Below are 25,191 nucleotides of genomic sequence, written 5' to 3'. Positions count from 1 at the left end.
TTAAACGTCGCAAGGAGATTTTTGATATGGATCAACGTGCTGCAGTGCACTATGAGCTAGTGCGCTGCAACACGTCCGCGCTTCGGGCGCCGCAGGCTTGCGCCGCCACGTCGCGAGCCGCCGCTTATTCCATCGTCGTTTGCGGTGCGGCCAGACGTCGCCGGAGCCATCGCATCAGCGCGCCCATCAGCGGAAGCTCTTCGTACACCCCGCCGGCGGCATCCCAGAAGTCCCGGTGCTCGGTGACGCGCCCCGACGCATCGAAGCGCAGATGGCTGGCGCCGATGATCTCAACGTCCCGGCCGGCAAGGCGACAGTGCAGCGCCCAAATCAGCATGGCCTGGTCGCCCCGCTCGAACCGCTCGGTCACCACAAAACGCGGCGTGCCGAGTTGCTCGAACATGTGGCTGAAGATGCTTTTGATCGCGTCGATGCCGTGCACATCATTGAACGGATCAACAAAATGCGCATCCTCCGCATAAAACGCCGCGAAGCCATCGACCTTGGTTGGCGTCAGCGTTTCGTAGAAGCGCACCAGCGAATCGAGCGTCACCATCACCGCCCTCCCCCGCCGGTCAGCCGGCGCACCAACGCAAAGTAGAGCCTGTAAGGCAGCAAGCGCAAGAGCTTGAGTACCCGCGAAAAGCGCTTCGGAAAATGAATATCGAACTCGCCCCGGCGAAAGCCCTCGACCACCGCCTCGGCCGCCGTCGGCGGATCGATCAGTGCCGGCATGGGGAAATCATTGCCGGCGGTCAGGCGCGTCGCCACAAAACCGGGGTTGATCACATGCACACCGATGCCGCGTGGCCGCAGCTCCAGAAACAGGCTCTCCGCAAAGTTGATCAGCCCCGCCTTGGTCGCGCCATACACACAGGCTCGCGGCAGCCCGGAGTAACCCGCCACACTTGACACCACCGCCACATGGCCCTGCCCCCGCGCCAGCATGGCCGGCAAGACCGCCGCCACCCCGGCCATGGTGGCCGACAGATTGACCGCCACGGTCGCATGAATTGCCTCGGCGCTCAGCTCGTCCGCCGGCGTGGGTTGATACGCACCGGCCAGAAAGATCACCACATCGCAGCCGCCCCAACGGTCCAGCAATGCCGCCCAGGCATCGGCCACCGCCCCTGCCGCCGTGATATCTAGCGGCAACACCTCGGCACCGCCGACCGCCTCCGCCACCGTCTCGAGCGCCTCCGCCCGGCGCCCGCTCAAGGCCAGCCGCGCGCCCCGCGCCGACAAGGCGTGCGCCAGCGCCTCGCCAATCCCAGTGGACGCCCCCACCAGCCAGACCCGCTGGCCGCGCCAGTCACGAATCGGCGGGTTGAGGCTCATTGGCCCGCCTCGCGCTTGGTAAAGCTCAGCGTCACCTCGCCCAAGTGAATGCCGAACTTGCGCATTGCCGAGCGATTGAGCATGACGCGCTCATCGATCAGAATCATCCAGTCGTCGAAATCCACCTCATACACCTTGCCGTCCACCGGCAAGGCCAACACATAGCGCCAGCGCAGCGCATTGCCGCGTGCCTGCCCCTCGGCCATACCGACCACATCGTCGGCCGTGCCGGTGTAACGTCCGTCGCCCTCGGCGCGGATCGTCCACACCCGGCGCTGGGTCGTGCCATCAGCGTAGGTAAAACGCTCGTCCAGTGTCCCGACCGGCCCCTCCCACGACGCATCGATCACCACATGGAAGCGCTTGATCACCTCACCACTGCGGTCCTGAAACATGCCCCACGCATCGAGCGTTCCGTTGAAGTAGGACTCCAGGGTCAAGCGCGGCGTCTCGGCGGCGTAGCGCGACACATCGGTGCCCGCACAGCCGCTCAGGCCAATCGCACCCAGCAGCGCACATAACCATTTTTTCATCGCAACTCTCCCATGTGATTGCGCCAGCGCCACAGCAACAACGCAGCGATCAGCTTGAGCACCACCGGCACACCGGCATACACCACGGCCAGCGCGCGCAGCGCCGCCTCATCCTGCCCGCCGGGCACATAGCCCAGCAGCGCGAGCAAGGGCAAGGCCAGCCCGGCGGCCAACGCCAGATTGGCCTTGGTCACAAAATTCCACCAGCCGAAACACGCCCCGTCACCCGACGTCGATTCGGCGAGCTGATCGGCCAGAATGGCCGGCGGCAAGGTCAGGTCCGCGCCCAGCGCCAAACCTGATGCCAGGCAGATCACCAGAAAGGTAGTGCCGTCGCCGGCCGACAAGCCGGCGGCCCACGCAAAGGCGGCGATGCTGACCAACATGCCCAGCAGCCAGGCGCGCACCTTGCCCACGCGGCGCGCCACCGCCACCCACAGCGGCAAACTCGCCGCGCCTGCGACAAAATAGGCGGCCAGAAACAGGCCCGCTCGGTCGCCCTGACCGATCACGTCATCCACAAAAAACAGCACGGTCGTCGCCGGCACGGCGGCCGCGATACCGCCCACGGCAAACACCACGAGCAGACGCCGAAAGGCCGGCCGGCCAAACACCGCGGCGAGCATGGCGAAGGCCGGGGCATGACTGGCACCGTGGGCCGAATCCCGCCCCACGCGACCGAGCGTCAGCCACGCCGCCAGCATCAGCACGGGTACGAAGACCAACGCCAAAGCCGCCAGCCCCTCGGCCGAGTCCGTTGCCAACAGCCCCGGCAAGGTCGCGGCCAGCACCACGCCCAGCAAACCGAAGCCCTCCCGCGAGGCCACCACCCGGGTCCGGTCCAGCGATGTCGGCGCCAAGCGCGCGCCCCAGGCCTGGTAGTTGATATTGGCCACCGAGTAGCCCGCGTAGGCCACCGTGAGCGCCATGATCAGCCACAGCGCGCCGGCCGAGTCGGGCGGGCGCAGCAAGGCCAGCACGCCCAGGCCCAGCGGTATCAGACCCCATGCGATCAACGCCCTGCGCCCCCGCGCGCGGTCGCTGAATTGACCGATCAGGGGGTCGGCAACGGCATCCAGAATGCGCGCCCCGAGCAACACGCCACCCACCAGCGCCAGCGGCATGCCGAGCGAATCGGCATACAGCTTGGGCACGTGCACATAGATCGGCAGCGCCGCGAACGCGAGTGGCAAGCCGAGCACGCCATAGGCCAGCACCTCTCGGCGCGGCAGCACGGCGGTGGTCATGGCCGCGACTCGCCGAGCAGCTGCGCGCGCAGCGCCGGCTCCCGCGTACGCGGGTCAAGCCAGATGCCGAAGAAGGCCTCGCCGAACGCCGCCTCGGCGATGCGGCCCACCGGTCGCCCCTGATGAAAAAACTGCACGCCCTTACCCGCCTCGCGCAGGGCCACCAGCACCTCGCCTTCTTGTACGTCGGGAAAAATCGCCGACAGGGGCGCACGCCAGCGCTCGGCGTCGCTCACACCCAGGCGCGCCATTTCTTCAAAGGTGGTGTCGATCAGCGCCGTGGCGGGGATGTCCCGCGCGTATCGAATCGCCAAGGCCTCGCCGGGCGTGCCGCGCCACAAGGTGGCGTCGTAGACCCGCAGCACGAACCAATCGAGGCTGCCACTGCCGACACGCTGCCATGCCCCGCGATCCAGGGCGCCGGGCAAGGGCACTTCGGCCCGTGCGACTGCGCTCCAGGCCAGCATCAGTGCGATCAGCACCCGGCGTTTCATTGGGCGCGCTCCGGCTCGGCATGCGCCAGGCAAAAGTGATGCACACCGAGGTCGCCAGCAACGAAACCCGCCTCGCAGTAAGCCAGGTAGAACTGCCACATGCGCACGAAACGATCGTCGAAACCCTGCACCCGCACCGCCGATTGCTGGCTGTTGAACGCCACTGCCCAGCGCTGCAGGGTACGGGCGTAGTCGAGTCCGAAATCGAAGCGATCCACCGTCTCGAGCCCCGCGCGACCGGCGTCGGCCGACACCCGCGTCGGCGTGGGCAACATGCCGCCCGGAAAGATGTAGCGCTGAATGAAGTCGGTGCCGCGGCGATAGCCGTCGAACAAGGTTTCATTGATGGTGATGGCCTGAATCACCACCCGCCCGCCCGGCGCGAGACAGTTTTTGAGCTGGGCGTAGTAAGTCGGCCAAAAGGCCTCACCGACCGCTTCGATCATCTCGATCGACACGATATGGTCGTAGGTGCCCTGCACATCGCGATAGTCGCGTAGCTCGAAGTACACCCGATCCGCCCAGCCGCCCGCGTCGGCGCGCGCCTGCGCCAGATCGCGCTGGCGCGGCGACAGCGTGATGCCGTGCACCTCGCAGCCATAGTCGCGCGCGGCGATCTCGGCAAAGCCGCCCCAGCCGCAGCCCACCTCGAGAATCCGCTGGCCGGGCTGTGCGCCGAGCTGGTCGAGAATACGGCGGTACTTGCGGGTCTGCGCGTCGATCAGTGGCTCGTCGGCATGCGCAAACACCGCTGACGAGTAGGTCATCGACGGATCGAGCCACAAACGGTAAAACTCGTTGCCCAGATCGTAGTGGGCGGCGATATTGCGACGCGAACCGCGTCGCGTGTTTTTGCGCGCCAGATGCGCCAGCCGATGCAGCAGCAGCGACCAGCCACTGCCGCGCACCGCGCGCCCCAGCGATTCACGGTTGGCCGCCAGCAGGCCGAGCAGCGCGCTCAGGTTGTCGCAATGCCACTGGCCGTCCATCCAGCTCTCGCCCAGGCCAATGTCACCGCTGGCAATGACCTGATCGAACATGGCCAGATCGGTGACCGTCCAGCTCGCCACCACCTCGCCCTCGCCCAGGCGCAAAGGCGACATGCCGGGCAACTGCAGCGCGACCGCGCCGCCGCGCAAGCCTTCGAGCAAGCGCAACACCGCACGCACCCGCCGGGGCAAACGCACCTCACGGCTGGCCGGACGAAATGACAAAGAGTGTTCATTGGTGTTCATGAGCTGATCCTCTCGAGCGGGGGTTCGGGTTTGCGGAAAAACGGCACGCGCTTGCGCCACAACTTGAGCGCCTGCACATGGATGCGCCACATGACGCCCAGCGTCATGAACGGGAAGCGCATCGCCCAGCCGGCCAGTGCCCGGCCGCCCAGCGGCGCGAGCGTGCCGACCAGACGCGTCGACAATTGCGGCTTGCCGTCTTCGAAGTAGTCGATGCTCACCGCGCTGCGATAGGCCGATAGGTCGAAGCGGAATCGATACACACCGGACACCGGGAAGAACGGCGACACATGGAAGACCTTGGCCACGGTGAAGACGTCGGTCGAGGCGATCGGGCGGTGGTCCGGGTGGGCCACCACATAGGTGTGACGCTCGCCAAAGGTGTTGTTCACCTCGGCCAGCACGGCCCGCAGGGCACCGTTGGCGTCATGGCAAAACCAGAAACTGACCGGGTTGAACACGTAGCCGAGCAGGCGCGGAAAGGTCTGCAGAATGACTTCGCCATCGGCCACTTCGGCCAGGCCCTTGTCGCGCAGCATCCTGGCCAGCCACACCGCCGGATCGCCGCCGTCGCGCGCGCCGTGATCGGCCCGGCGCAGGCTGAAGACATTCGGCCGGTCGACACCCAGCAGCGGCACGCGCAACGAGTCCCACGCCGACAGCGGCACCCGCAGGAAGGCGATGGGATAGACAAAGCGATGCGTGACCGGCGTGTGGCGCACATGTACCACGGAGCCGGTCCCGACGCTGGCGGTCAGCGGCATGCTCATCAGGCGCTCAGCGCCACTGGGGCGTCGGCGGGCGCACCCCACGGGATCTCGGCGCCGAGACGGCGCGCGACGTCCATGGCCGAGCGCAGGCCGTCTTCATGAAACCCATAGCCCTGCCACGCGCCGGCAAACCAGGTGCGGTGCTGCCCCTGCACCGCCGGCAACCAGCCCTGAGCCTCGATGGCTAGCTGGTCGAACACCGGGTGCGCGTACTCGATGCGCTTGATCACGTGTTCATCGCGCGGGGCGCGGTACGGGTTGAGCGACACCACCACCGGCCGGGCAAACGGCAGCGGCTGGAGCTTGTTGATGAGGTAGGACACCGACACCGGCGCGTCGCCATCGCTCGGCACCGCCCCGGCCATATAGTTCCAGGCCGACCACAGCGCCTCGCGACGCGGCAACAGCGCACGGTCGGTATGCAGCCATGCCACATTGGGCTGGTAGCGCACCGCGCCCAGCACCGACGCTTCTGCCCGCGTCACCTGCCGCCCGAGCATGGCCAGCGCCTGATCGCTATGGCAGGCGAGCACGACACCGTCAAAATCTTCGACACCCTGCGGCGTGTGCACCCGCACACCCCGCAGCGAGCGAACCACCCGCCCAACCGGCGAGGCCAGCCGCACATCGTCGAGATCGGCCACCATGCGGGCCACATAGCGCTTGGCGCCGCCGGCGACCGTCAGCCATTGCGGGCGATTCTGTATCTGCAGCAAGCCATGATTGAGGCAAAAGCGCACAAAAGTGCTCACTGGATAGGCGAGCATGGTGCGCGTCGGGCACGACCAGATGGCAGCCGCCATCGGCAACAGATACCAGTCGCGAAAGGCTTGCCCGTAGCCGTGCGTATCGAGGTAATGCCCCAACGAGTCAGACGATGCCTGCGCCGACACCGCCATCGCGCTCGCCTCACGGTTGAAGCGGACGATGTCGGCCACCATCCGCCAGAACGCGGGTCGCACTGCATTGCGCGGCTGGCCGAAAAGCGTCGCCAGCGAGGTGCCCGACCACTCCATGTCCGGGTCCGAGAGGCTCACCGAAAACGACATTTCCGAGGCCACCGACTCGACCCCCAGCTGCGCAAACAGCGCACACAGGTTCGGATAGGTACGCTGGTTGAACACCAGAAAACCGGTATCCACCGCCGCCACCTGGCCGTCGAGCTCGACGTCGACCGTATTCGTATGTCCGCCCATATAGTCGGCCGCTTCGAAGAGCGTCACCTGATGCGTCTTGCGCAACAGCCAGGCCGTCGCCAGGCCGGAGATTCCACCGCCGATCACGGCAATCTTCTGGCCCGGCGGCGGCGTAAAGCGGTTTTGTTCGGTCATGTCCATGATCGACTCCTAATGATTGGTGGCCACTCAGGGCTGGCCGTCGGAAAGCAGTTTTTCGATGTGCGCCACCAGCGCCGGATCGTCCGGTTGCACATCGCTGGCGAAGCTGCGCACCTCGGTGCCGCTGCGGTCGATCACATACTTGTGAAAGTTCCAGCGCGGCGCCTGACCGGTCTGCGCGGCGAGTTGCCGATAGAAGGGATGGGCCTGCGCGCCACGCACCGAGGATTTCGCGTGCAGCGGAAACGTCACGCCGTAGGTCGTCTGGCAGAAGTCGGCAATCTGTTTTCCCGAGCCCGGCTCCTGTCCGCCAAAGTCATTGGACGGAAAGCCCACCACCACCAGACCGCGCTCGCGATACTGCGCATGCAAGCGCTCCAGCCCGTCGTACTGCGGGGTAAATGCGCACCGGCTGGCCGTATTGACCACCAGCACGACCTGCCCGGCGAACTGACACAAGCGCTCGGGCTGCGTGTCGGTCAGCGGGGTGAAGTCGTGGTCGAGCAGCGCGGGGCAGGCTTTCTGCGCCCACACCGGCGAGGTCAAGGCCCACAGCGCAAAGGCAGTGATCGTCAGGGAGCCGATCGAGCTGATCGCGAAGCGGCGCATGATCACCACCCCCGGTGAAGCACGATCAGGTGCTCGAGCGGCGTCGGGGATGATGCCGATTTGTCTACGACAGGTGTATCGATCGCTTCCGCCCCGGCAGCGCCCGGCGAGGCCTCGACACGAAGCCCGGAGACCAGCAGAACCGCAGCAAAGCCGACGCTCAAGGCGGCGACCCCGCTGACACTGAACACGCTTTTCTTATTCATGGGTCTGTCCTAGACAAAAGTGAATCACACCCCTAAGATAGAGCTAGCCAAAAGAAACGTCAACACTTTGTCCAGGACAAACAATGAGCGCACTCCCCATCGCCGCCGTCGAGCGCGACACCGGAATCCCCAAAGACACCTTGCGCGTCTGGGAACGTCGCTACGCCTTCCCGCAACCCGTGCGAGACGACAAGGGCGAACGCCTCTACCCGGCCGAGCAGGTCGAAAAACTGCGCCTGTTGCGGCGTCTGCTCGACCAGGGCCACCGCCCCGGCAGCATCGTCGCGGCCCCCACCGAGGCGCTCGCCGCACTACTCGAACCCGCCGGCGAGCGCGGTCGAGAACCCGCGGACCCCGGCATTGCCGCGCTGATCGACCTGGTGCGCCTGCACCGCAGCGCGGAGCTTCGCGCCACGCTCCAGCAACACCTGGTCAAACTCGGCTTGCAGCGCTTTGTGAGCGAACTTGTCGCGCCCTTGAGCCGGGCCATCGGTGAGGCGTGGTTGCACGGCGAGATTGGCGTGGCCGAGGAACACCTGTTTACCGAGCACGTCCAGAACCTGCTCCGCAGCAGCATCAGCAGCCTGGGCACGGGCAGCCGCTCACCGCGCATCCTGATGACCACCCTGCCCGGCGAGGAACACATCCTCGGCCTGCTCATGGTCGAGGCCATGCTCGCGCCCGAGGGGGTGCAATGCATTTCGCTGGGGGCGCAAACGCCGCTGGCCGACATCGCGCAGGCGGCCCGCGACGGCCAGTTCGACATCGTCGCCGTGTCCTTCAGCGCCGCGTTTCCGGCGCGCCAGGCCTTTCGCGGCATTGAGCAGCTTCGCGATGCGCTCCCCGCCAGCATCGCGCTGTGGGCCGGCGGCGCGGCGCTGCATGGCAAACGCAAACGCATCGACAAGGTGCAGCAGATTGCGCAGCTCGACGACTTGCTCGACGCGCTCACCGACTGGCGCAAGGCGAACTGATCAGCGCAGCTGCGGTATCCTGCGCCTTTGCCCGCCGGACACCGTCATGGCCCTTTTGCCTCCTGATTTCGAAACCAAGATCTACCCCCCCGAGGCGCTCGCCGAGCGCGTCGCGAGCGTGCCGCGGCCGCTCGTGTTTACCAACGGCTGCTTCGACATCCTGCATCGCGGCCACGTCACCTGCCTGGCCCGCGCCCGCGCGCTGGGTGCATCGCTCATCGTTGCGCTCAACACCGACGCCTCGGTGCGCCGTCTCGGCAAAGGCGCCGACCGACCCATCAATCCGCTGGCCGACCGGCTGGCGGTCATGGCCGCGCTCGGCAGTGTCGATCTGGTGACCTGGTTCGACGACGACACCCCGCTCGACACCATCCTCACCTGCCGTCCGGACGTGCTCGTCAAAGGTGGCGACTGGCCGACCGACGCCATCGTCGGTGCGGCCGAAGTGACCGCCTGGGGCGGCCAGGTGCACGCCATCGCCTTCGAGCATGAACGCTCCACCACCCGACTGCTCGACACCATCCGGCAAAGCCTCGGCGCCCCGCCAAGGTCCGCCTGACCCCCGCGGCGTGACACAGCTCACGCCGCCAAGCCGTTGCACTCAAGATGAAGCCGCATCCGCCGATAGCACTAGAAGCGATTAATGTGCAATCGACTCTCGGCTATCAACCCTATGCGGATTCACTCAGGCAAACAGCGCACGCAGGAACTCGGCGATACCCTTCGCCGCGTTGCGCGGCTGTGTGCGCTGGTGGTCGTACTACCCCTCTGCGCCGACGCCACCGCACAATCACCCACGCCGGGCGCCCAGGCCGCTGCGACCACAGCATTCAACACAGAACCCACGCCACCACACGACCATCAACACGGGTTTAGCCCGGGTCTCAGCGCAGCCGCCATCGCCTTGTTTGCCGCGCTGGCCTTTGGTTTGCTCTGCATCAACCGGAAACGCGCCCGGGCCCTGAAGAGCGCCGAAGAACAACGCGCACTGCTCGAAGCACTGATTGACGCCAGCGACGATTTGATTTTTTTCAAGGATCGCGACAGCCGCTTTCGGCTGATCAACCGGGCCGCCGCGCAAGTCATCGGACGCCCCCCTGAAGACATTCTCGGCCACAACGACGACGACTTTTTCCCCGACGAAGAAGCCGGCGCCTTTCACGCCGCCGATCAACGCGTCCTCAGCAGTGGATCAACACAACGATTCGAGGAACGCGTCCGACACCCCGACGGACACTACGAGCGCTACGAAACGCTCAAATCGCCAGTCACCCTGTCCGACGGGACCGTTCTGGGCCTGCTTGGCGTCGGACGACGACTCACCCAGGAGCGCCAGGCCAATGACCGCTTGAGACTCGCCGCACAGTTTTTCGACAACGCCGCCGAAGGCATCACCATCACCCGCCCCGACGGCGTGATCGAGATGGTCAACCCGGCCTTTACCCGCATCACCGGCTACAGCGCCGAAGAAGCCGTTGGCCAAACGCCGAAGCTGCTGCACTCGGGCCGGCACAGCGAAGCCTTCTACCAACGCATGTGGGACAGCCTGGCCCAGCATGGCCGCTGGCAAGGCGAGATCTGGAACCGGCGCAAATCGGGCGAGATCTACCCCGAATGGCTGGACATCTCGCCCGTACGCAATGAGGAAGGCCAGCTCATTCACTATCTGGGCATCTTTACCGACATTTCCGCCGCCAAGACCTCCGAGGCCCAACTCGAGCACATGGCGCAACACGACTCGCTCACCGATCTGCCCAACCGCAACCTGCTCAACGATCGCATCGCCACCGCCATTCGCCGTGCAAGCCGCGACAAACGAGCGGTCGCGGTGATGTTCCTCGACCTTGACCACTTCAAGGACATCAACGACTCCTACGGTCACGAAACCGGTGACCTGGTGCTCAAACACGTCGCCATGCGCCTGCACGAATGCGTGCGGGACGAAGACACCGTGGCCCGCATTGGCGGCGACGAATTCGTGGTGTTGATGGAAGACATCGAAGATGCCGGGCAGGCCGACCAGGCCGCCGAGCGCATTCTGGCCAGCCTCATTCCGCCGATCGGCCATAACGATCAGGAGTTCTTTATTGGCGCGAGCATCGGCGTCAGCCTCTACCCCCGCGATGGCGACTCCGTCGAAGCCCTGCTGCGCAACGCCGACACCGCCATGTACCAGGCCAAGCAACTCGGCCGAAACAACGCCCAGCGCTACTGCGCCACCCAGACCGAAACCACCCGCCAGCGCGTCAAGCTGGAAAACGCGCTCCGCCACGCCATCAGCAATGAAGCGCTGGATGTCTGGTTCCAGCCCCAGGTCGACCTCCAGTCGGGCGAACTGATCGGCTTCGAGGCCCTGTGCCGCTGGACCGACCCCGATCACGGCACCATCCCGCCCGACGTCTTCATCCCCCTGGCCGAAAACAACGGCATGATCGTACCGCTCGGCGAGTTGGTGCTCCGCAAGTCCTGCGCCCAGATCCGGCACTGGCGCGAGGCCGGCTTCATTCCGCCGCGGGTGGCCATCAACGTCTCGGGCCGCCAACTGCGACGACTCGACTTCCTCGGCGCGCTGTGCACTATCCTCGAGCAGGAACAATGCCGCCCGGAGTGGATCGAGATCGAGGTCACCGAGTCGGACATTCTCAAGGATGCCGAACCCGCCATCGCCACCTTGCACGGCATTCGCGAAATGGGCATCGCCCTGTCGCTCGACGATTTCGGCACCGGCTTTTCGTCGCTCTCCTACCTCAAGCGACTGCCCATCAACACCCTCAAGATCGACCGCAGCTTCATCGACGGCCTGCCCGGCGACGCCAATGACCGCGCCATCGTGCAGGCCATTCTCGCCATGGGGCGCAGCCTGGGCATCCAGGTGCTGGCCGAGGGCGTCGAAAACCCTGCGCAAGTCGCCGCGCTGCGCCTGATGGGCTGCTGCACGGCCCAGGGCTACCACTTCGGCCGGCCGGCCCTCGCAGACACCCACCGGGACCGCCTCGCCTGCGCCTGACAACACGCCTTAGCGTTATGTGCTTATTCCAAATTTGCCATGCGATTCGCCACCCGCATCGCCTAGAATGAATAAGTCAAACCAGTCAGGACACTTCCATGAAAATCGCCAACTCCGTCACCGATCTGATCGGCAACACGCCGCTCGTTCGTCTCAACCGCGTCAATGCGGGCATCGACGCAACCATCGCGTGCAAACTCGAGTTCTACAATCCGGCTCACAGCGTCAAGGACCGCATCGCGGTGTCCATGATCAACGCCGCCGAGGCCGACGGCAAAATCAAGGCCGACACCATCATCCTCGAGCCGACCTCCGGCAACACCGGCATCGGTCTGGCCATGGTTTGCGCCGCGCGCGGCTACAAATGCGCCTTCGTCATGCCCGAAACCATGAGCCGTGAGCGCCGTCTGCTGCTCAAGGCCTACGGCGCCGAGCTGATCCTCACCCCCGGCCCCGACGGCATGGGCGGCGCCATCCGCAAGGCCGAAGAACTGGCCGCCGCCGATTCGCGCTACCTGATCCCGCAGCAATTCGCCAACCCGGCCAACCCGGAAGTCCACCGCAAGACCACCGCCGAAGAAATCTGGAACGACACCGACGGCAAGGTCGATATCGTGGTGTCGGGCATCGGCACCGGCGGCACCATCACCGGCGTCGGCGAAGTGCTCAAGGCCCGCAAGAGTGACGTGCAGATCATCGCCGTCGAACCCGACGCCAGCCCGGTGCTCTCCGGCGGCCAGAAAGGCCCGCACCCCATCCAGGGCATCGGCGCCGGCTTCGTGCCCGAAGTGCTCAACACCGAGATCTACGACGAAGTCGTGCGCGTCAAGAATGAAGACGCCTTCAGCATCGCCCGCCGCATGGCCGCCGAAGAGGGTCTGCTGGTCGGCATCTCCTCCGGCGCAGCCGTCAGCGCCGCACTCGAAGTCGCCCGCCGCCCCGAAAACAAAGGCAAGCTGGTCGTCGTGGTGATCCCGTCATTTGGTGAGCGCTACCTGTCGACCGCCCTGTTCCAGGATCTGGAAGTCTGAGCATTGCTCAACCCACAAATAAAAACGGCAGCCAGAAGGCTGCCGTTTTTTTACTCGCTGGAATCTCAGCTGCGCTTGCGAACCGCAGCCAGACCGGCCATGCCGAGGCCGAGCAGGGCCAGCGTACCGGGCAGCGGGATCTGGTTACCCGGAGGCGCGGTTTCGATACGCAGCTTGTTCTCAACTGCGCGCTGGAAGTCCGAGAAGTCAGCCGCCGTCTCGACAAAGCCGTCACCGGTGACCACGTTGTTGGTGTAGTAGTTGGTGATCGTGGTGCTCGTCGCATTCGCCTCAATCGCCAGGCCATTGATCGTGATATTCAAGGCCGCCGCAGCGTTACGCGCTGCCTGGTCATTGCCCGCCGAGCTGGTTCCGTCACCCGACACGTCAATCACCATATTGGTGGTTTCGATACCGCTCGTCGCCGCGGTCAGCAACGCAACCGCACGGTTTGTGCCGGTATAGATGGAGGTGCCGCCGCTGCCCGGACGCGTAAACACATCCAGGATGTCTGCAAAGGCATTGATCGCCGAAGTGGAGTCCAGAATCGTAAACGCGTCGAGGCTGGTGGAGTAGAAGTTGGAATCAAAAAACACCACGTTGACGCCAATCTGACCGTTCGTGCCGCCGAGGATATTCGACTGCACGGCGGCGCTACGGAAGGCATTGGCATAGCCGTCCATCTGCAGATTGTATTCGCTGGTGCTCACACTGCCGGAGACATCGATCACCAGCGACAGGCCGAGGTCGACCGGCACGGCGGAAGCGGTGGATGCCACTGCGCTGAACGCCAGCGCAGCAAAAATTTTCTTGATGCTTTTCATGGGAAAACTCCTTTCGTTTGAACTCACGAAAGCCGTGGAGCACACATCATGCCTGAATAATTTTCTAGCATTAAAACAATATGATAGGCACGCGCATCAATGAAAAGCGACCCGTCTCAGACGGAAGTGTCAATTTTTTCGACGCGGCCCACTGTCCCCGCCGAACACGCACCCCGGTAGAATGTCGCCCCATGTCCCGTGCCCACGAAATTCTTCAACACGTCTTTGGTTACCCGGAGTTCCGCGGTGAGCAAGGCGCCATTGTCGAGCATGTCGCGGGGGGCGATGACGCCCTGGTGCTGATGCCCACCGGCGGCGGCAAGTCCTTGTGCTACCAGATCCCGGCCCTGATGCGCAGTGGCACCGCGATCGTCATTTCCCCCCTGATCGCCCTGATGCAGGACCAGGTCAGCGCCTTGCAGGAGGCCGGCGTCGCGGCGGCGTATCTGAACTCCAGCCTGTCTTACGAGGCGGCCGACGCGGTCGAGCGGCGCTGGATGTCGGGCGGGCTCGACCTGCTCTATGTCGCCCCCGAGCGCCTGCTCAATGCGCGCACCCTGGCGCAACTTAATCACACGCACGAGACCGGCGGCATCGCGCTGTTCGCCATCGACGAAGCCCACTGCGTCTCACAATGGGGCCACGATTTCCGGCCCGAATATTTGCAGTTGTCGGTGCTCTCCGAGCGCTTCCCGGATGTGCCGCGCATCGCGCTGACCGCCACCGCCGACCATCAGACCCGCGAAGAAATCGCCCTTCGCCTGAATCTCACCGAGGCGCGCCGTTTTGTGGCCAGCTTCGACCGACCGAACATCCGCTATCGCATGGTCGAGAAGGACGGACCGCGCAAGCAGCTGTTCGACTTCGTGCAGGAACACCCGGGCGAAGCCGGCATTGTGTATTGCCTGTCGCGGCGCAAGGTCGAGGAGACCGCCGCCTGGCTCGCCGAGCAAGGCGTCAAGGCCCTGCCCTATCACGCCGGTCTGCCGCAAGAACAACGCGCCGAGCACCAGCGCCGCTTCCTGCGCGAAGACGGCGTGGTGATGGTCGCCACCATCGCCTTCGGCATGGGTATCGACAAGCCCGATGTGCGCTTCGTTGCCCACCTCGACTTACCGCGTTCGATCGAAGGCTATTACCAGGAAACCGGCCGCGCCGGGCGCGATGGCCTGGCCGCCGAGGCGTGGATGGCCTGGGGCGCCGCCGATGTGGTGCAGCAGCGCAGGATGATCGACGAATCCGAAGGCAACGACACGTTCAAGCGCCTGGCCAGCAACCGGCTCGACACCCTGGTCGGGCTGGTCGAAGCGACCGACTGCCGGCGCCAGCACCTGCTGAGCTATTTTGGCGAGGCGGCCCAGCCCTGCGGCAACTGCGACAATTGCATCGACCCACCCAAAACGCTCGACGTGACCGACGCCGCGCGCAAGGCGCTGTCCTGCGTCTATCGCACCGACCAGCGCTATGGCGCGGCCTATCTCGTCGACGTGCTGCGCGGCGAAACCACCGACAAGGTGCGCGAGCGCGGCCACGCATCGCTCACCACCTTCGGCATTGGCGCCGACCTGGACGACAAGCTGTGGCGCAGCGTGTTCAGGCAGTTGGTCGCACGCGGGTTTTTGGCTGTCGATCACGACCGCTTCGGCGCGCTGATGCTCACCGAAACGGCCCGCCCCCTGCTCAAAGGCGAGGCGGCCTTTGAAATTCGCCAGCCGGTCAAGAAACCTAAGCGTCTCAAAGCCGGCCGCGGCCGCATCGTGCCCACCGGCGCCGAAGCCGAGCTCTACGAGCGCCTGCGCGAGTGGCGTGCCGACACCGCCCGCGAGCGCAACGTGCCGGCCTATGTCATCTTCCACGACGCCACCTTGCTCGAAATTGCCAACCGCAAGCCCGGCTCGCTCGAAGAACTCGGCGCGGTCTCCGGCATTGGCGACCGCAAGCTCGACGCCTACGGCCCGGCCCTGCTCGAACTGCTCACCGCCTGAGCCTGCGCCCGCTGCAATTTGTTTCAGTTCAGGGGGTAGCGGCCGCGCCCCGATGCCGACATCATTACCGCCTGAAGGCTGGCGCGCGTGCCGGCCTCGCCCCCCAAAAAAAGGCTGCCATGTCTCCATTGATAAAAACACTCATGCTCGGCGCCAGCGCATGGCTGGCCACCGGCACCGCAAACGCCACCGGCGTTGAACTGCTTGTCCCCGCCTACTTCTACCCGGGCACCCACACCGCCGAGTGGGCACAACTCACCGACACCGCCGCCCGCCAGCCACTCAGCGTCATCATCAACCCCGACAACGGCGCGGGCAGCGCCATCGACGCCAGCCACAGCAGCGCCATCAATGCCCTGCGCGCCGCCGGCGGCAAGGTCTACGCGTATGTCGGCACCGACTGGGCGACGCGCAGCTTCTCCGAGGTCACCCAGGAAATCGACCGCTACCTCGACTGGTACGCCATCGACGGCTTCTTTGTCGACGAAGTCTCCGAATACGCCAAAGATCTCCCCTATTTCACCGACCTCGGCAATCACGTGCGCGAGTCCAACCCGGCGCTCGGCCTGATTGGCAACCCGGGCACCCCGGCCGACGTCGGCTACCTCGACATCTTCGACACCCTGGTGTTGTTCGAGGAGTACGCCCACAACCTCGGCCAATTCGTCGCCCCGGCCTATCAACAGCAGTTCGACGCCTCACGCTTCGGCATGCTTTTGCACGGCGCCGATGCGGCCACCATGATGTCGGTGATTGGCGGCGCCCCGGCCGCCAACTTTGGCTACGCCTTTGTCACCGACGGTGTGCATAACGACAACCTGTGGCAGGGCCTGCCGAGCTACTGGGACGCCCAAACCCTGGCCGCCCTGCCGGCGGTGACCGCCCCTGTGCCGGAGCCTGCGCCGGCGGCGATGCTGCTCGGCGGTCTCGCCGTGCTCGGGGCATTTCTCCGCCGCAAACGCGCATAAAAAACGGCCGCTCGCAGCGGCCGTTTTTATTGGCAGATCACGTCTTCTTACGCGACGTCCAGCAGCTCCACTTCGAACACCAGCGTGGCATTCGGCGGAATCACACCGCCCGCGCCGCGCGCGCCGTAGCCCAGCTCGGGCGGAATGGTCAGCTTGCGCGTGCCACCCACCTTCATGCCCTGAACGCCCTCATCCCACCCGGAGATGACATGGCGCTGGCCGAGCGGAAACACGAAGGGATCGTTGCGATCCTTGCTCGAATCAAACTTGCGCCCGTCGGTCAGCCAGCCGGTGTAGTGCACCTTCACGTGCTGACCGGCTTCGGCGGTTGCGCCTTCGCCAACAACCAGCTCTTCGATGATCAGGCCGCTGGCCGTGGTGGTTTGCTCAGTCATGTTGCCTCCTTGGAAATTGAACGCCGATTGTACCGTCTCAGGCCGAACGCAGCGCCGCGAAGCGCGCACGGAACTTGGCCAGCTTGGGCGACACCACGGCCTGGCAATAGGGTTGGTGACCATTGCGGGCGAGGTAGTCCTGGTGGTAGTCCTCGGCCGGCCAGAAGTGCTCGGCGGCGACCAGTTCGGTCATGATCGGGTCGGCGAAGGCACCGGCCGCACGCAGTTCATCCATCACCGCTTCCGCCTCGGCCCGCTGGGCCGGGCTCTGCGCAAAAATCACCGACCGGTACTGCGTACCCACATCATTGCCCTGCCGGTTCAGCGTGGTCGGGTCATGAATGACGAAGAACACCTCGAGCAACTGGCGAAAGCTCACCACCGCCGGGTCGAATTCGATCTGCACCACTTCGGCGTGGCCCGTACCGCCCTCGCACACCGCGTGATAGTCCGGCGCGTCGACCGCACCGCCGCTGTAACCCGAGACCACCCGGCTCACACCGCGAATCTCGCGGTACACCGCCTCCAGGCACCAGAAGCACCCCCCGCCGAGCACCGCTGTTTCAGTCGCCGCCATGGCTGTCTCCTTTGTTGTGTCGTGACAGGCTTCGACCCTCAGGCGGACGTGTCGTTCGCGCCCTCGGGGAAAACCGTCTTGTTCCAGTGGATGCTGGCATAGGCCACCACCGGCAACACCACCAGCAAGGCCGGCAACAGGAAGATGCTGGCCATCACCGTCAGCGCCAGCAGCACCGCCCACAACAGGTGCGCAAACAGCGAGCGTCCGACCGCCCGCACACTGGCCGTCACCGCCGTCACCAGCGTGCCCTGACCGCGCACCAGCAAAGGCACCGCATGCACCGTCACGGTATACACAATCAGGGACAACGCGCCGCCCATGATCGCCGCGCCAAAGTGGAAGCGCAGCAGCTGCGACGAATGCGGCAACACCGACATCCAGTCGTGGCGCCATTCGCCCACCATGAAGCTGTACAAGGTGCCCGCATCGGTCAGCCACAACAACACCATGAAGCAGCAAAACAAGCCCATTACCCACACCGGCCTTGGGGTGTGCCTCATCGCGCCATAGGCCACCCCCAGCCGGGGCGACTGGCCTGCCTTCCGGGCCGCGAGCAAGGCGTGATAGCCGGCCATCGACACCGGCCCGAAGAGCATGAAGCCGCCAATCAGCGGCGGCACCATCGGCCCCATGCCGATCGTGACAAAGCCGGTCATCAGCACAATGCCGATCACCACAAAGCACGCCGCAAAGCCCATGCTGACCAAGGCCATGTCGAGAAAATCGTGCCAGCCTTGACGCAGCGACTGAGCAATCAGACGAATCGATACTTTCTCTGGTACACCATGAACAGACATGCAAACCTCGTCGCAAGACAGACAGTTCACCATTTTGCCGCGCCGATGGCGAAGCCAAACACGACAAATATCAAGCCATTGGCAGACGAGGCCGCGTGGGCCCCATGCGGGGAGAATGCCGGGCGCGACAGCACACGCTCGGTGGCGCGAACCGACACTGAGCCTGCACCGCCTCAGCGGAAGCTCATGCTCCACTGCAGATCGACCGCGTTATCCGTGCCGGCGCGGCCGACCACGGACAGACTGCGGGTCAGTTGATGGGTGAGTTTGACGATCTGCGCCACACCCGAGAGGCTTTGCTCGAAGGAAATGGTGGTGGTCGCCGAGAGCCGTTTGCCGAGCGTGAGCACCCGGCCGCTGGTGGTCGCGCCGCTATCGATACGGCTTCCACCGCCGACCACCGAGCTCGTTGCCCCGCGGCTGACGCTGTTCAACTCCCCCTGCCCGAGCGAGATCTCGTCCAGGCCAAGCCCGCTCGCCAGCTCCTGCGTCACGCCGCCGCCCGGTCCGCCAAGCAAGGCCTGCGCCGCCGGCAGCAGCAAGGCCAGATCAGCGCCACCCGACTCGTCCGGCTTGCGACCGAGCACGATCCAGCCGAGCTTCTCGGCGTCCGGCACATCGGGCGTCGACACCAGCGTAATACGCGGCCGGCGCACCGTGCCGGTGATCGACACCCCGGCCTCGACCTCCAGGCCCGAACGCACCGCCAGCACATCCAGCCCCGGATTATCCAGCGGACCAATGAAATTCACCTGGCCGCGGGTGATGTCCAGTTTCTGCCCGTAGCCTTCAAAGCTGCCGCCCGCGGTGTTGACCGTGCCGGTCGCGCGCAGCGCATCGCCGGCCTTCGCCTGCAACTGCAACTTGCCCGCCAGCCGGGTGTCCAGCCCCAGCGCCGACAGATACAGCCGCTCGCCCAGATCCACCTCGACCCGCGCCTTGAGCGCACGACTCGACACCGAGGGCTCGTCACCGAGAATCACCACATCGTCCGACAGGCTCGGCGCCGGTGTCTTGGCGAATTCGAGATAGCCGCCGTCGGCGCGGAAGCTGGCCTCCAGCGAGGGCGCATCCCAGCGCGTCTCGATCTTGCCCTTGCCACTGACCGCCAGCCAGCGGTCGGCGCGCTGGAAGATCGGCAGGCGGTCGGCCTCGAAACGGATCTGACCGTCACCATCCTTCAGGCTCATGGCGCCGCTGGCGGTCAGCTGGCCGGGCGTCTTGGTGAGCGCGGCGTAATTGACGCGCCGGTCGCGCGGCGCCACCCGGCTGGGCGAGGCGAAGCTCAGGGTGTCGATGCGTAACTGGTTCGCATCAAAATCGGCGATCAGCTTGCCACCGGTCAGGCGCAAACCCTCATCAGCAATCTCGATCGCTAGATCATCGCCCGAGACCCGGCCCACGCCCACCAGCGCGTCGGGCGTGCCGCTGAGCGAGAACTCGGTGCGCAGCTTGCCATCGGTGCGCACCGCCGGGCTCACCAGCGCGCCGAACCAGCCAATCGCCGGAATGTCGAGCACGGCCGAGCCCAGCAGGGGGCCTTGCCCATCCAGTTGCCAACCGGCTGCGGCCTTCTTGAGCCGCGCGGTCGCCGAGCCGGCGAGCGTGCCGAGGGTGTCGCCCTTGGCATTGAGACTGAGCGCCAGCTGCGTGTTGTCGATATTGGCCAGCACATCGAGTTCGGTCAGGCCAAAGCGCAACACCGTGTCGCCGGTGAGCACCAGATCGCCCGATTCGCGGAACACATGCACCGTGCCGCGCGCGGTCTCGCCGAGTTGAACATCCCATTCACCCCCCAGCTGCAGCTCGCCCTGGCCGCGCTTGGGGCGTTGATCGGGGCGGGTCTCCAGGCCCAGCAGCAGGCCCGTCATGCGGCCCTTGGCCACGACGCTGCCCGGCGTCCAGTCAGTCTGCTCGAGAATCAGCTGGCCGCCATCGTCGGTGCGCAGCGTCGCACGCGCCAGGTGAACGCGTTTGTCGCTCGCCTCCAGCGCCGTCGGGGCCGTCAGCTTCAGCGGCAGGCGCCCCGCCAAGGCGAGCGCCTCGACCGTGCCGCGCCAGGCCATAGCCTCGCTCAGGCCGCCGCGCAGGCGGGCATCGATGGCTTCGCCACTGCCGGCGGCCACCGACAATTCGATCACATGCTGCTGACGGCGGCCGTCGGCGGTCAGCGCAAAACGCTCCAGCAGGGCCGGCCCCTTGGCTTGGGTGCGCAAGTCCTGCCCGCCAATGGCCAGCGAGATCGGCCCGTCCAGCCCTTCGCCCAGCGACACATCGGCCGTCAGGCTTTGCAATCGCAGTTCGCCCGGCAGGCGCAGCTTTTCGGCCAAGGCGGTAAAGCGCCCGGCCGGTGTTTTCAGCCCGCCACTGATCTGCCCTTCGAGCCGCGCCACGCCCGACACGTCCAGCCCCAGCGCGGCCAGCTCTGGCGCATTCACGCGCACATCCAGCACATCGGCCTTGGCCCCCCAGGCGCCCGTGGCGTCGACCCGGTTGCCCGCCAGACGCAACCACGCCGCCACCTCCGACAGCCGTTCGCCCCGCCAGCGCAGCGCGCCCTCGCCAGCCAGCGGCTTGCCATCGAGCGCGCTGTCGACAAGCCGGTAGCTCACCCGCCCCTGAAGGTCATCGAGTTGGCCGGCGACTGTCAGATCGCCGTTGATGCTGGCCGACGGCGCATCCGCCCACAGCGGTTTCGGGTCGAGTGCGGTGAGTTTGAGGTCGACCTCGAAGCGCTGCATGCCAGTGGTGTTCAGATGCCCGGTCGCCACCACCCGGCTCTTGTCGCGCTTGAGCGCCAGCGTCTCGATGGTGACACGGTCATCGGCGTGACTCACCGCCAGCGTCGCCTGCAGGCGCGGGTCGCTGAGCGTGCCGGACACCGTCTGTTTGCCAGCGGTTGCGGCAGCGTCGAGCTGCCCCTTCATGCGCGAGTCGGGCAAGCGCGCGTCCAGCGCGCGCAGATTGATGTCGGCCAGCGTGAGCTTAGCGTTGAGCTGGCCGGCCGGGTCATCCGAAGGCGCCCAGTCGATCGCCCCGGCGATACTGCCCTTGCCAGCGAGCCGCGCGCGCAGGTCGCTCACCGTGACTTGCGCAGCGCTCAGCTGCAGCTGCGCGTCGAGTTGCTGCAGCGGCAGTTTGCCGCCATCCCAGGCGCCGCTGTCAGCATTGCTCACGCTCAGCGGGCCGCTCAACTGCGGGGCCGTCATGTCGCCAGTCACCGTCAGCGTGCTCTCGACACGCATCAGCGCCGCCGGCGCGCCGGGCGCCCACTGCGCCGGGTTGATACGCTCACCGGTCAGAGCGATGCGTTCGACCGGCATGGGCTCGAAGGGATTGATCTGTGTCGCGACGACGACCTCGGTCGCCTCGCGCGTGACGGTTGCCGTGGTGTCCAGCGCTGCCAGCGGGCCGTGGGCCGCGAGCGCCACATCCATCGCGTACTCGCCAAACTGGCCGGCCAGCGTGGCGTCCAGTTGGGTCTGATGCGGCGCCTCGACACCGAGCGACAACTCGCCCTTCGCCGGGCCGACCGGCGTGCCCACCGAGTCGAGCACCAGGCGATGCACCTCGGCGCCGGTGGTGAGGCTCAAGGCCAGGGTGTCGATCAGCGGTGTGGCGGCCGGCGTGGCGGGGTCGAACGGGAAGGCTTCCTGTGCCAGTTTGCCGAGCGTCAGTCGATCGATCTGAACGGCAACCGGCAAGGCCAGCGAATCCGGCAGCGCAGGCGGTGCGCTCGGCGCGTCGGAGGGCGCGGTGGCGAAGCGCACACTGTCGAGCGACACGGCGCGGATATGCACGCGACGCTCAAGCAAGGCGGCCGGCGACCAGTCCAGCGCCAGCGCGTCGAGCTGCAACTGAAGCGTCGGGGTCGTGAGCGACAGGCGGCGAATCTGCAGCGGGCCGGTCAGGCGCCCCTCGGCACCCTCGATAAGCAGCTGCCCGTCGCTGTAATCCACCGCCGTGCGCGCCAGGCGATCGAGGCCGGACGACGTGCTCAGCAGCCAGCCGAGCGCGGCCAGCAACGCCCCGACCAACAGCACAACGCTGCCAAGCACCACCCACGGCCAGCGGCGACGTTTTGGGGTCGGCTGCACGTCGGCGGCCATGCTCAGACCTTAGCCAAACAGGCTCTGCAAGGCCGCGCCCGGATCGTCTGCGCGCATGAAGGCTTCGCCGACGAGGAAGGCATTGACCTGATGTTCGCGCATGCGCTGCACGTCGGCGGGCGCAAGAATGCCCGACTCGGTGATCACCAGCCGGTCGGCCGGAATACGGTCGAGCTGGGCGAGCGTGGTGTCCAGCGACACCTCGAAGCTGCGCAGATTACGGTTGTTGATACCGATCAGCGGCGTGCGCAACTGCAGCGCCACGTCGAGCTCGCCGGCGTCGTGGCTTTCGACCAGCACCGCCATGCCGAGCGACTCGGCCACCGCTTCCATCTCCTGCATCTGCGCCAGCGACAGCGCGGCAACGATGAGCAGGATGGCGTCGGCGCCCATGGCGCGGGCTTCGAAGACCTGCCACGGATCGATCATGAAGTCCTTGCGCAGCACCGGCAGCGCGCAGGCGACGCGCGCCTCGCGCAGGTAGTCGGCATGACCTTTGAAAAATTGCTCGTCGGTCAGCACCGACAGGCAGGCCGCGCCGCCGGCTTCATAGGCGCGGGCAATCTCGGCCGGCCGGAAGTCGGCGCGGATCACGCCCTTGGACGGACTGGCCTTCTTGACCTCGGCGATCACCGCCGACTGACCGGCCGCGATCCTGGCGCGCAGCGCGCCGGCGAAATCGCGCGGTGGCGCCTGCGCGTGCGCGGCGGCGGTCACCTCGGCCAGTGATTTCAGCGCTTTGCCGGCGGTGACTTCATCGGCCTTCACGGCGAGAATTTTCTTGAGAACGTCGCTCATATCGACCTCAGGCGAAGCGCTGCGTAAAGCGCGCAAAAGCATCCACCTTGGCCCGCGCCGCGCCGCTCTCGATCGCCTCGCGCGCCTTGCCGATGCCATCGGCGATGTTCTCAGCGAGCTTGGCGGTATACAAAGCGACACCGGCGTTGAGCACCACGATATCGCGCGCCGCGCCCGGCACGTTGTCGAGCGCGCCGAGCAGCACGCCCTTGGATTCAGCCGCATCGTGCACCCGCAACTGACGGGCCGACTGCATCTGCAGGCCGAAGTCTTCGGGGTGAAGCTCGTACTCGCGCACCGCGCCGTCCTTGAGTTCGGCAACCATCGTCGCCGCGCCCAGCGACACTTCATCCATGCCGTCCCGGCCGTGCACCACCAGCACATGATCGGCACCGAGCCGCTGCATGACGCGCACCTGAATGCCGACCAGGTCGGGGTGGAACACGCCCATCAGGGTGTGCGGCGCGCTGGCCGGGTTGGTCAGCGGGCCGAGGATGTTGAAAATCGTGCGCACGCCCATTTCCTTGCGTACCGGCCCGACATTTTTCATCGCGCTGTGATGGTTGGGCGCAAACATGAAGCCGATGCCCACCTCGGAAATGCACTCAGCCACCTGCTCGGCATTGAGCGCAATATTGACGCCCAAGGCTTCGAGCACGTCGGCGCTGCCCGACTTGCTCGACACGCTGCGCCCGCCATGCTTGGCCACGCGCGCACCCGCCGCTGCGGCGACGAAAATGGTGGCCGTCGAGATGTTGAAGGTGTGCGTGCCATCACCGCCGGTACCGACCACATCGAGGAAGTTGTCGTTGGGCGGCGGCACCACCACCTTGGTGGACAGCTCGCGCATCACCGTGGCGGCGGCGGCGATCTCGCCGATGGTTTCCTTCTTGGTACGCAAGCCGGCCAGAATGGCCGACATCATCACCGGCGACACCTCGCCGGCCATGATCTGGCGCATCAGCGAGACCATCTCGTCAAAGAAGATTTCGCGGTGTTCGATGGTGCGCTGGAGCGCTTCCTGGGGGGTGATGGACATGACGCCTCCTTAGGGTCTGTTTATGGTCATTCGGGAGTCGCGCGCGGGCCTGTTTGGCCGCAGGGCAAGACGCGCCGACGCCGCTTGGGTGAGCCCCAAGCAAGGAGGCGCAACACCGCCATGCGGCCAAACAGGCCCGCGCCCTCCGGGTTGTGTCCAAATAGCATCGCCACCGCGTTGCACTCGTTGCCAAGGGGGCCCACCCTTGGCTGCCTCCTGCGCCTTGTTGCGAAGCCATTTGGACACAACGCGATCCCCCGAATGACCATAAACAGACCCTACGCCGTACGATTCAGGAAATTGCGCAGCAGGTCGTGGCCGTGCTGCGTGAGGATGGATTCGGGGTGAAACTGCACGCCCTCGACGTCCAGCGTCTTGTGGCGCAGGCCCATGATCTCGCCGTCTTCCGTCCAGGCAGTCACCTCCAGACAGTCGGGCAGGCTCTCGCGTTCCACCGCCAGCGAATGGTAGCGGGTGCTCACCAACGGGTTGGGCAAGCCCTTGAACACGCCCTGGTCGAGGTGATGCACCGGCGAGGTTTTGCCGTGCATCAGCCGCTTGGCGTGCACGACCTTACCGCCATAGGCCGCGCCAATGCTCTGGTGGCCCAGACACACGCCGAGAATCGGCAGCGTGCCGGCGTAGCGCTTGATCGCCTCGACCGAGATGCCGGCCTCGTTGGGCGTGCACGGCCCCGGTGAAATCACCAGATGCGTGGGTGCCATGTGGCCGATCTGCTCGACGGAGATTTCGTCGTTGCGGAAGGTTTTCACCTTGGCGCCCAACTCACCGAAGTACTGGACCAGGTTGTAGGTAAAGCTGTCGTAGTTGTCGATCATCAGCAGCATATCGATCCTAACATATTGATTTATAATCAGTACGGTCGTTTACACGTCGCCAATTACTCACATTCTT

Annotated in this window: 24 protein-coding genes; 6 read left to right on the top strand and 18 right to left on the bottom strand. The window is 65.7% G+C overall.

Annotation, left to right across the window (positions count from 1 at the left end):
• Positions 1 to 124: 124 nt before the first annotated feature.
• Genes FHP89_RS12195 through FHP89_RS12150 form a run of 10 tightly spaced genes read right to left on the bottom strand, consistent with a single transcriptional unit; the run spans position 125 to position 7,769 of the window.
• Positions 125 to 556, bottom strand: coding sequence for a nuclear transport factor 2 family protein (locus tag FHP89_RS12195; protein WP_144178781.1), 432 nt, complete (start codon positions 554 to 556; stop codon positions 125 to 127).
• Positions 556 to 1,338, bottom strand: coding sequence for an SDR family NAD(P)-dependent oxidoreductase (locus FHP89_RS12190; RefSeq protein WP_144178782.1), 783 nt, complete (start codon positions 1,336 to 1,338; stop codon positions 556 to 558). The genes FHP89_RS12195 and FHP89_RS12190 overlap by 1 nt, the downstream gene beginning before the upstream one ends.
• Positions 1,335 to 1,871: a DUF3833 domain-containing protein gene (locus FHP89_RS12185; protein WP_144178783.1), complete on the bottom strand. Its 537-nt coding sequence runs from the start codon at positions 1,869 to 1,871 to the stop codon at positions 1,335 to 1,337. The genes FHP89_RS12190 and FHP89_RS12185 overlap by 4 nt, the downstream gene beginning before the upstream one ends.
• A complete protein-coding gene (locus tag FHP89_RS12180; protein ID WP_144178784.1) occupies positions 1,868 to 3,118 on the bottom strand; it encodes an MFS transporter in 1,251 nt (416 codons plus the stop codon). Before FHP89_RS12180 ends, FHP89_RS12185 begins: the two co-directional genes overlap by 4 nt.
• Positions 3,115 to 3,612, bottom strand: a complete 498-nt coding sequence (locus FHP89_RS12175; RefSeq protein WP_144178785.1) for a chalcone isomerase family protein — start codon at positions 3,610 to 3,612, stop codon at positions 3,115 to 3,117. Before FHP89_RS12175 ends, FHP89_RS12180 begins: the two co-directional genes overlap by 4 nt.
• Positions 3,609 to 4,847, bottom strand: coding sequence for an SAM-dependent methyltransferase (locus FHP89_RS12170; RefSeq protein ID WP_144178786.1), 1,239 nt, complete (start codon positions 4,845 to 4,847; stop codon positions 3,609 to 3,611). Before FHP89_RS12170 ends, FHP89_RS12175 begins: the two co-directional genes overlap by 4 nt.
• Positions 4,844 to 5,617 carry a DUF1365 domain-containing protein gene (locus FHP89_RS12165; protein ID WP_186300340.1) on the bottom strand — a complete coding sequence of 258 codons (774 nt, stop codon included), beginning with the start codon at positions 5,615 to 5,617 and terminating at the stop codon, positions 4,844 to 4,846. Before FHP89_RS12165 ends, FHP89_RS12170 begins: the two co-directional genes overlap by 4 nt.
• The gene (locus FHP89_RS12160; RefSeq protein WP_144178787.1) at positions 5,617 to 6,954 is read right to left on the bottom strand and encodes an NAD(P)/FAD-dependent oxidoreductase; all 1,338 of its coding nucleotides are present in this window, start codon (positions 6,952 to 6,954) and stop codon (positions 5,617 to 5,619) included. The genes FHP89_RS12165 and FHP89_RS12160 overlap by 1 nt, the downstream gene beginning before the upstream one ends.
• A 27-nt stretch (positions 6,955 to 6,981) precedes the next feature.
• Positions 6,982 to 7,563, bottom strand: a complete 582-nt coding sequence (locus FHP89_RS12155; protein ID WP_144178788.1) for a glutathione peroxidase — start codon at positions 7,561 to 7,563, stop codon at positions 6,982 to 6,984.
• A gap of 2 nt (positions 7,564 to 7,565) precedes the next feature.
• Entirely contained in the window at positions 7,566 to 7,769 is a 204-nt protein-coding gene (locus FHP89_RS12150; RefSeq protein ID WP_144178789.1) for a hypothetical protein, read from the bottom strand.
• A gap of 83 nt (positions 7,770 to 7,852) precedes the next feature.
• Between FHP89_RS12150 and FHP89_RS12145 the strand changes: the two genes are divergently transcribed.
• From FHP89_RS12145 to cysK, 4 genes are all read left to right on the top strand, one after another.
• Positions 7,853 to 8,743, top strand: coding sequence for a MerR family transcriptional regulator (locus FHP89_RS12145; RefSeq protein WP_144178790.1), 891 nt, complete (start codon positions 7,853 to 7,855; stop codon positions 8,741 to 8,743).
• Positions 8,744 to 8,789: 46 nt separating this feature from the next.
• The gene (locus FHP89_RS12140; RefSeq protein WP_144178791.1) at positions 8,790 to 9,302 is read left to right on the top strand and encodes an adenylyltransferase/cytidyltransferase family protein; all 513 of its coding nucleotides are present in this window, start codon (positions 8,790 to 8,792) and stop codon (positions 9,300 to 9,302) included.
• Positions 9,303 to 9,416: 114 nt separating this feature from the next.
• Positions 9,417 to 11,750, top strand: a complete 2,334-nt coding sequence (locus FHP89_RS12135; protein ID WP_186300341.1) for a putative bifunctional diguanylate cyclase/phosphodiesterase — start codon at positions 9,417 to 9,419, stop codon at positions 11,748 to 11,750.
• Between the two features lie 98 nt (positions 11,751 to 11,848).
• Positions 11,849 to 12,781, top strand: coding sequence for a cysteine synthase A (gene cysK / locus FHP89_RS12130; RefSeq protein ID WP_144178793.1), 933 nt, complete (start codon positions 11,849 to 11,851; stop codon positions 12,779 to 12,781).
• A gap of 65 nt (positions 12,782 to 12,846) precedes the next feature.
• Here the strand turns inward: cysK and FHP89_RS12125 are convergent, their stop codons facing one another.
• On the bottom strand, positions 12,847 to 13,605 hold the full coding sequence (locus FHP89_RS12125) for a DUF1194 domain-containing protein (RefSeq protein ID WP_144178869.1): 759 nt from the start codon (positions 13,603 to 13,605) through the stop codon (positions 12,847 to 12,849).
• Positions 13,606 to 13,796: 191 nt separating this feature from the next.
• Here FHP89_RS12125 and recQ point away from each other — a divergent pair, with 191 nt between their 5' ends.
• Together recQ and FHP89_RS12115 are read left to right on the top strand one after the other, a co-directional pair.
• Complete coding sequence (recQ, locus tag FHP89_RS12120) at positions 13,797 to 15,590, top strand: DNA helicase RecQ (RefSeq protein ID WP_144178794.1); 1,794 nt, start codon at positions 13,797 to 13,799, stop codon at positions 15,588 to 15,590.
• A gap of 119 nt (positions 15,591 to 15,709) precedes the next feature.
• Entirely contained in the window at positions 15,710 to 16,558 is an 849-nt protein-coding gene (locus FHP89_RS12115) for a spherulation-specific family 4 protein (RefSeq protein ID WP_144178795.1), read from the top strand.
• Between the two features lie 47 nt (positions 16,559 to 16,605).
• On the opposite strand, the gene FHP89_RS12110 is transcribed toward FHP89_RS12115, so the two are convergent.
• From FHP89_RS12110 to FHP89_RS12080, 7 genes are all read right to left on the bottom strand, one after another.
• Positions 16,606 to 16,953 carry an FKBP-type peptidyl-prolyl cis-trans isomerase gene (locus FHP89_RS12110; RefSeq protein ID WP_144178796.1) on the bottom strand — a complete coding sequence of 116 codons (348 nt, stop codon included), beginning with the start codon at positions 16,951 to 16,953 and terminating at the stop codon, positions 16,606 to 16,608.
• Between the two features lie 37 nt (positions 16,954 to 16,990).
• Positions 16,991 to 17,530: a peptide-methionine (S)-S-oxide reductase MsrA gene (gene msrA / locus FHP89_RS12105; protein ID WP_144178797.1), complete on the bottom strand. Its 540-nt coding sequence runs from the start codon at positions 17,528 to 17,530 to the stop codon at positions 16,991 to 16,993.
• Positions 17,531 to 17,568: 38 nt separating this feature from the next.
• A complete protein-coding gene (locus FHP89_RS12100; RefSeq protein WP_186300343.1) occupies positions 17,569 to 18,330 on the bottom strand; it encodes a DUF2189 domain-containing protein in 762 nt (253 codons plus the stop codon).
• A gap of 173 nt (positions 18,331 to 18,503) precedes the next feature.
• Entirely contained in the window at positions 18,504 to 22,439 is a 3,936-nt protein-coding gene (locus FHP89_RS12095; protein ID WP_144178799.1) for a translocation/assembly module TamB domain-containing protein, read from the bottom strand.
• A gap of 9 nt (positions 22,440 to 22,448) precedes the next feature.
• On the bottom strand, positions 22,449 to 23,237 hold the full coding sequence (gene trpC / locus FHP89_RS12090) for an indole-3-glycerol phosphate synthase TrpC (RefSeq protein WP_144178800.1): 789 nt from the start codon (positions 23,235 to 23,237) through the stop codon (positions 22,449 to 22,451).
• A gap of 7 nt (positions 23,238 to 23,244) precedes the next feature.
• A complete protein-coding gene (trpD, locus tag FHP89_RS12085; protein WP_144178801.1) occupies positions 23,245 to 24,276 on the bottom strand; it encodes an anthranilate phosphoribosyltransferase in 1,032 nt (343 codons plus the stop codon).
• 278 nt (positions 24,277 to 24,554) lie between these two features.
• A complete protein-coding gene (locus FHP89_RS12080) occupies positions 24,555 to 25,124 on the bottom strand; it encodes an anthranilate synthase component II (RefSeq protein ID WP_144178802.1) in 570 nt (189 codons plus the stop codon).
• Positions 25,125 to 25,191: the final 67 nt, after the last annotated feature.

It is taken from the genome of Denitromonas ohlonensis (assembly GCF_007625205.1).
GTDB classification, from domain to species: Bacteria; Pseudomonadota; Gammaproteobacteria; order Burkholderiales; family Rhodocyclaceae; genus Nitrogeniibacter; species Nitrogeniibacter ohlonensis.
Note: the sequence above shows the minus strand (reverse complement) of the source record. Positions and strands in the feature narration are given on the sequence as shown.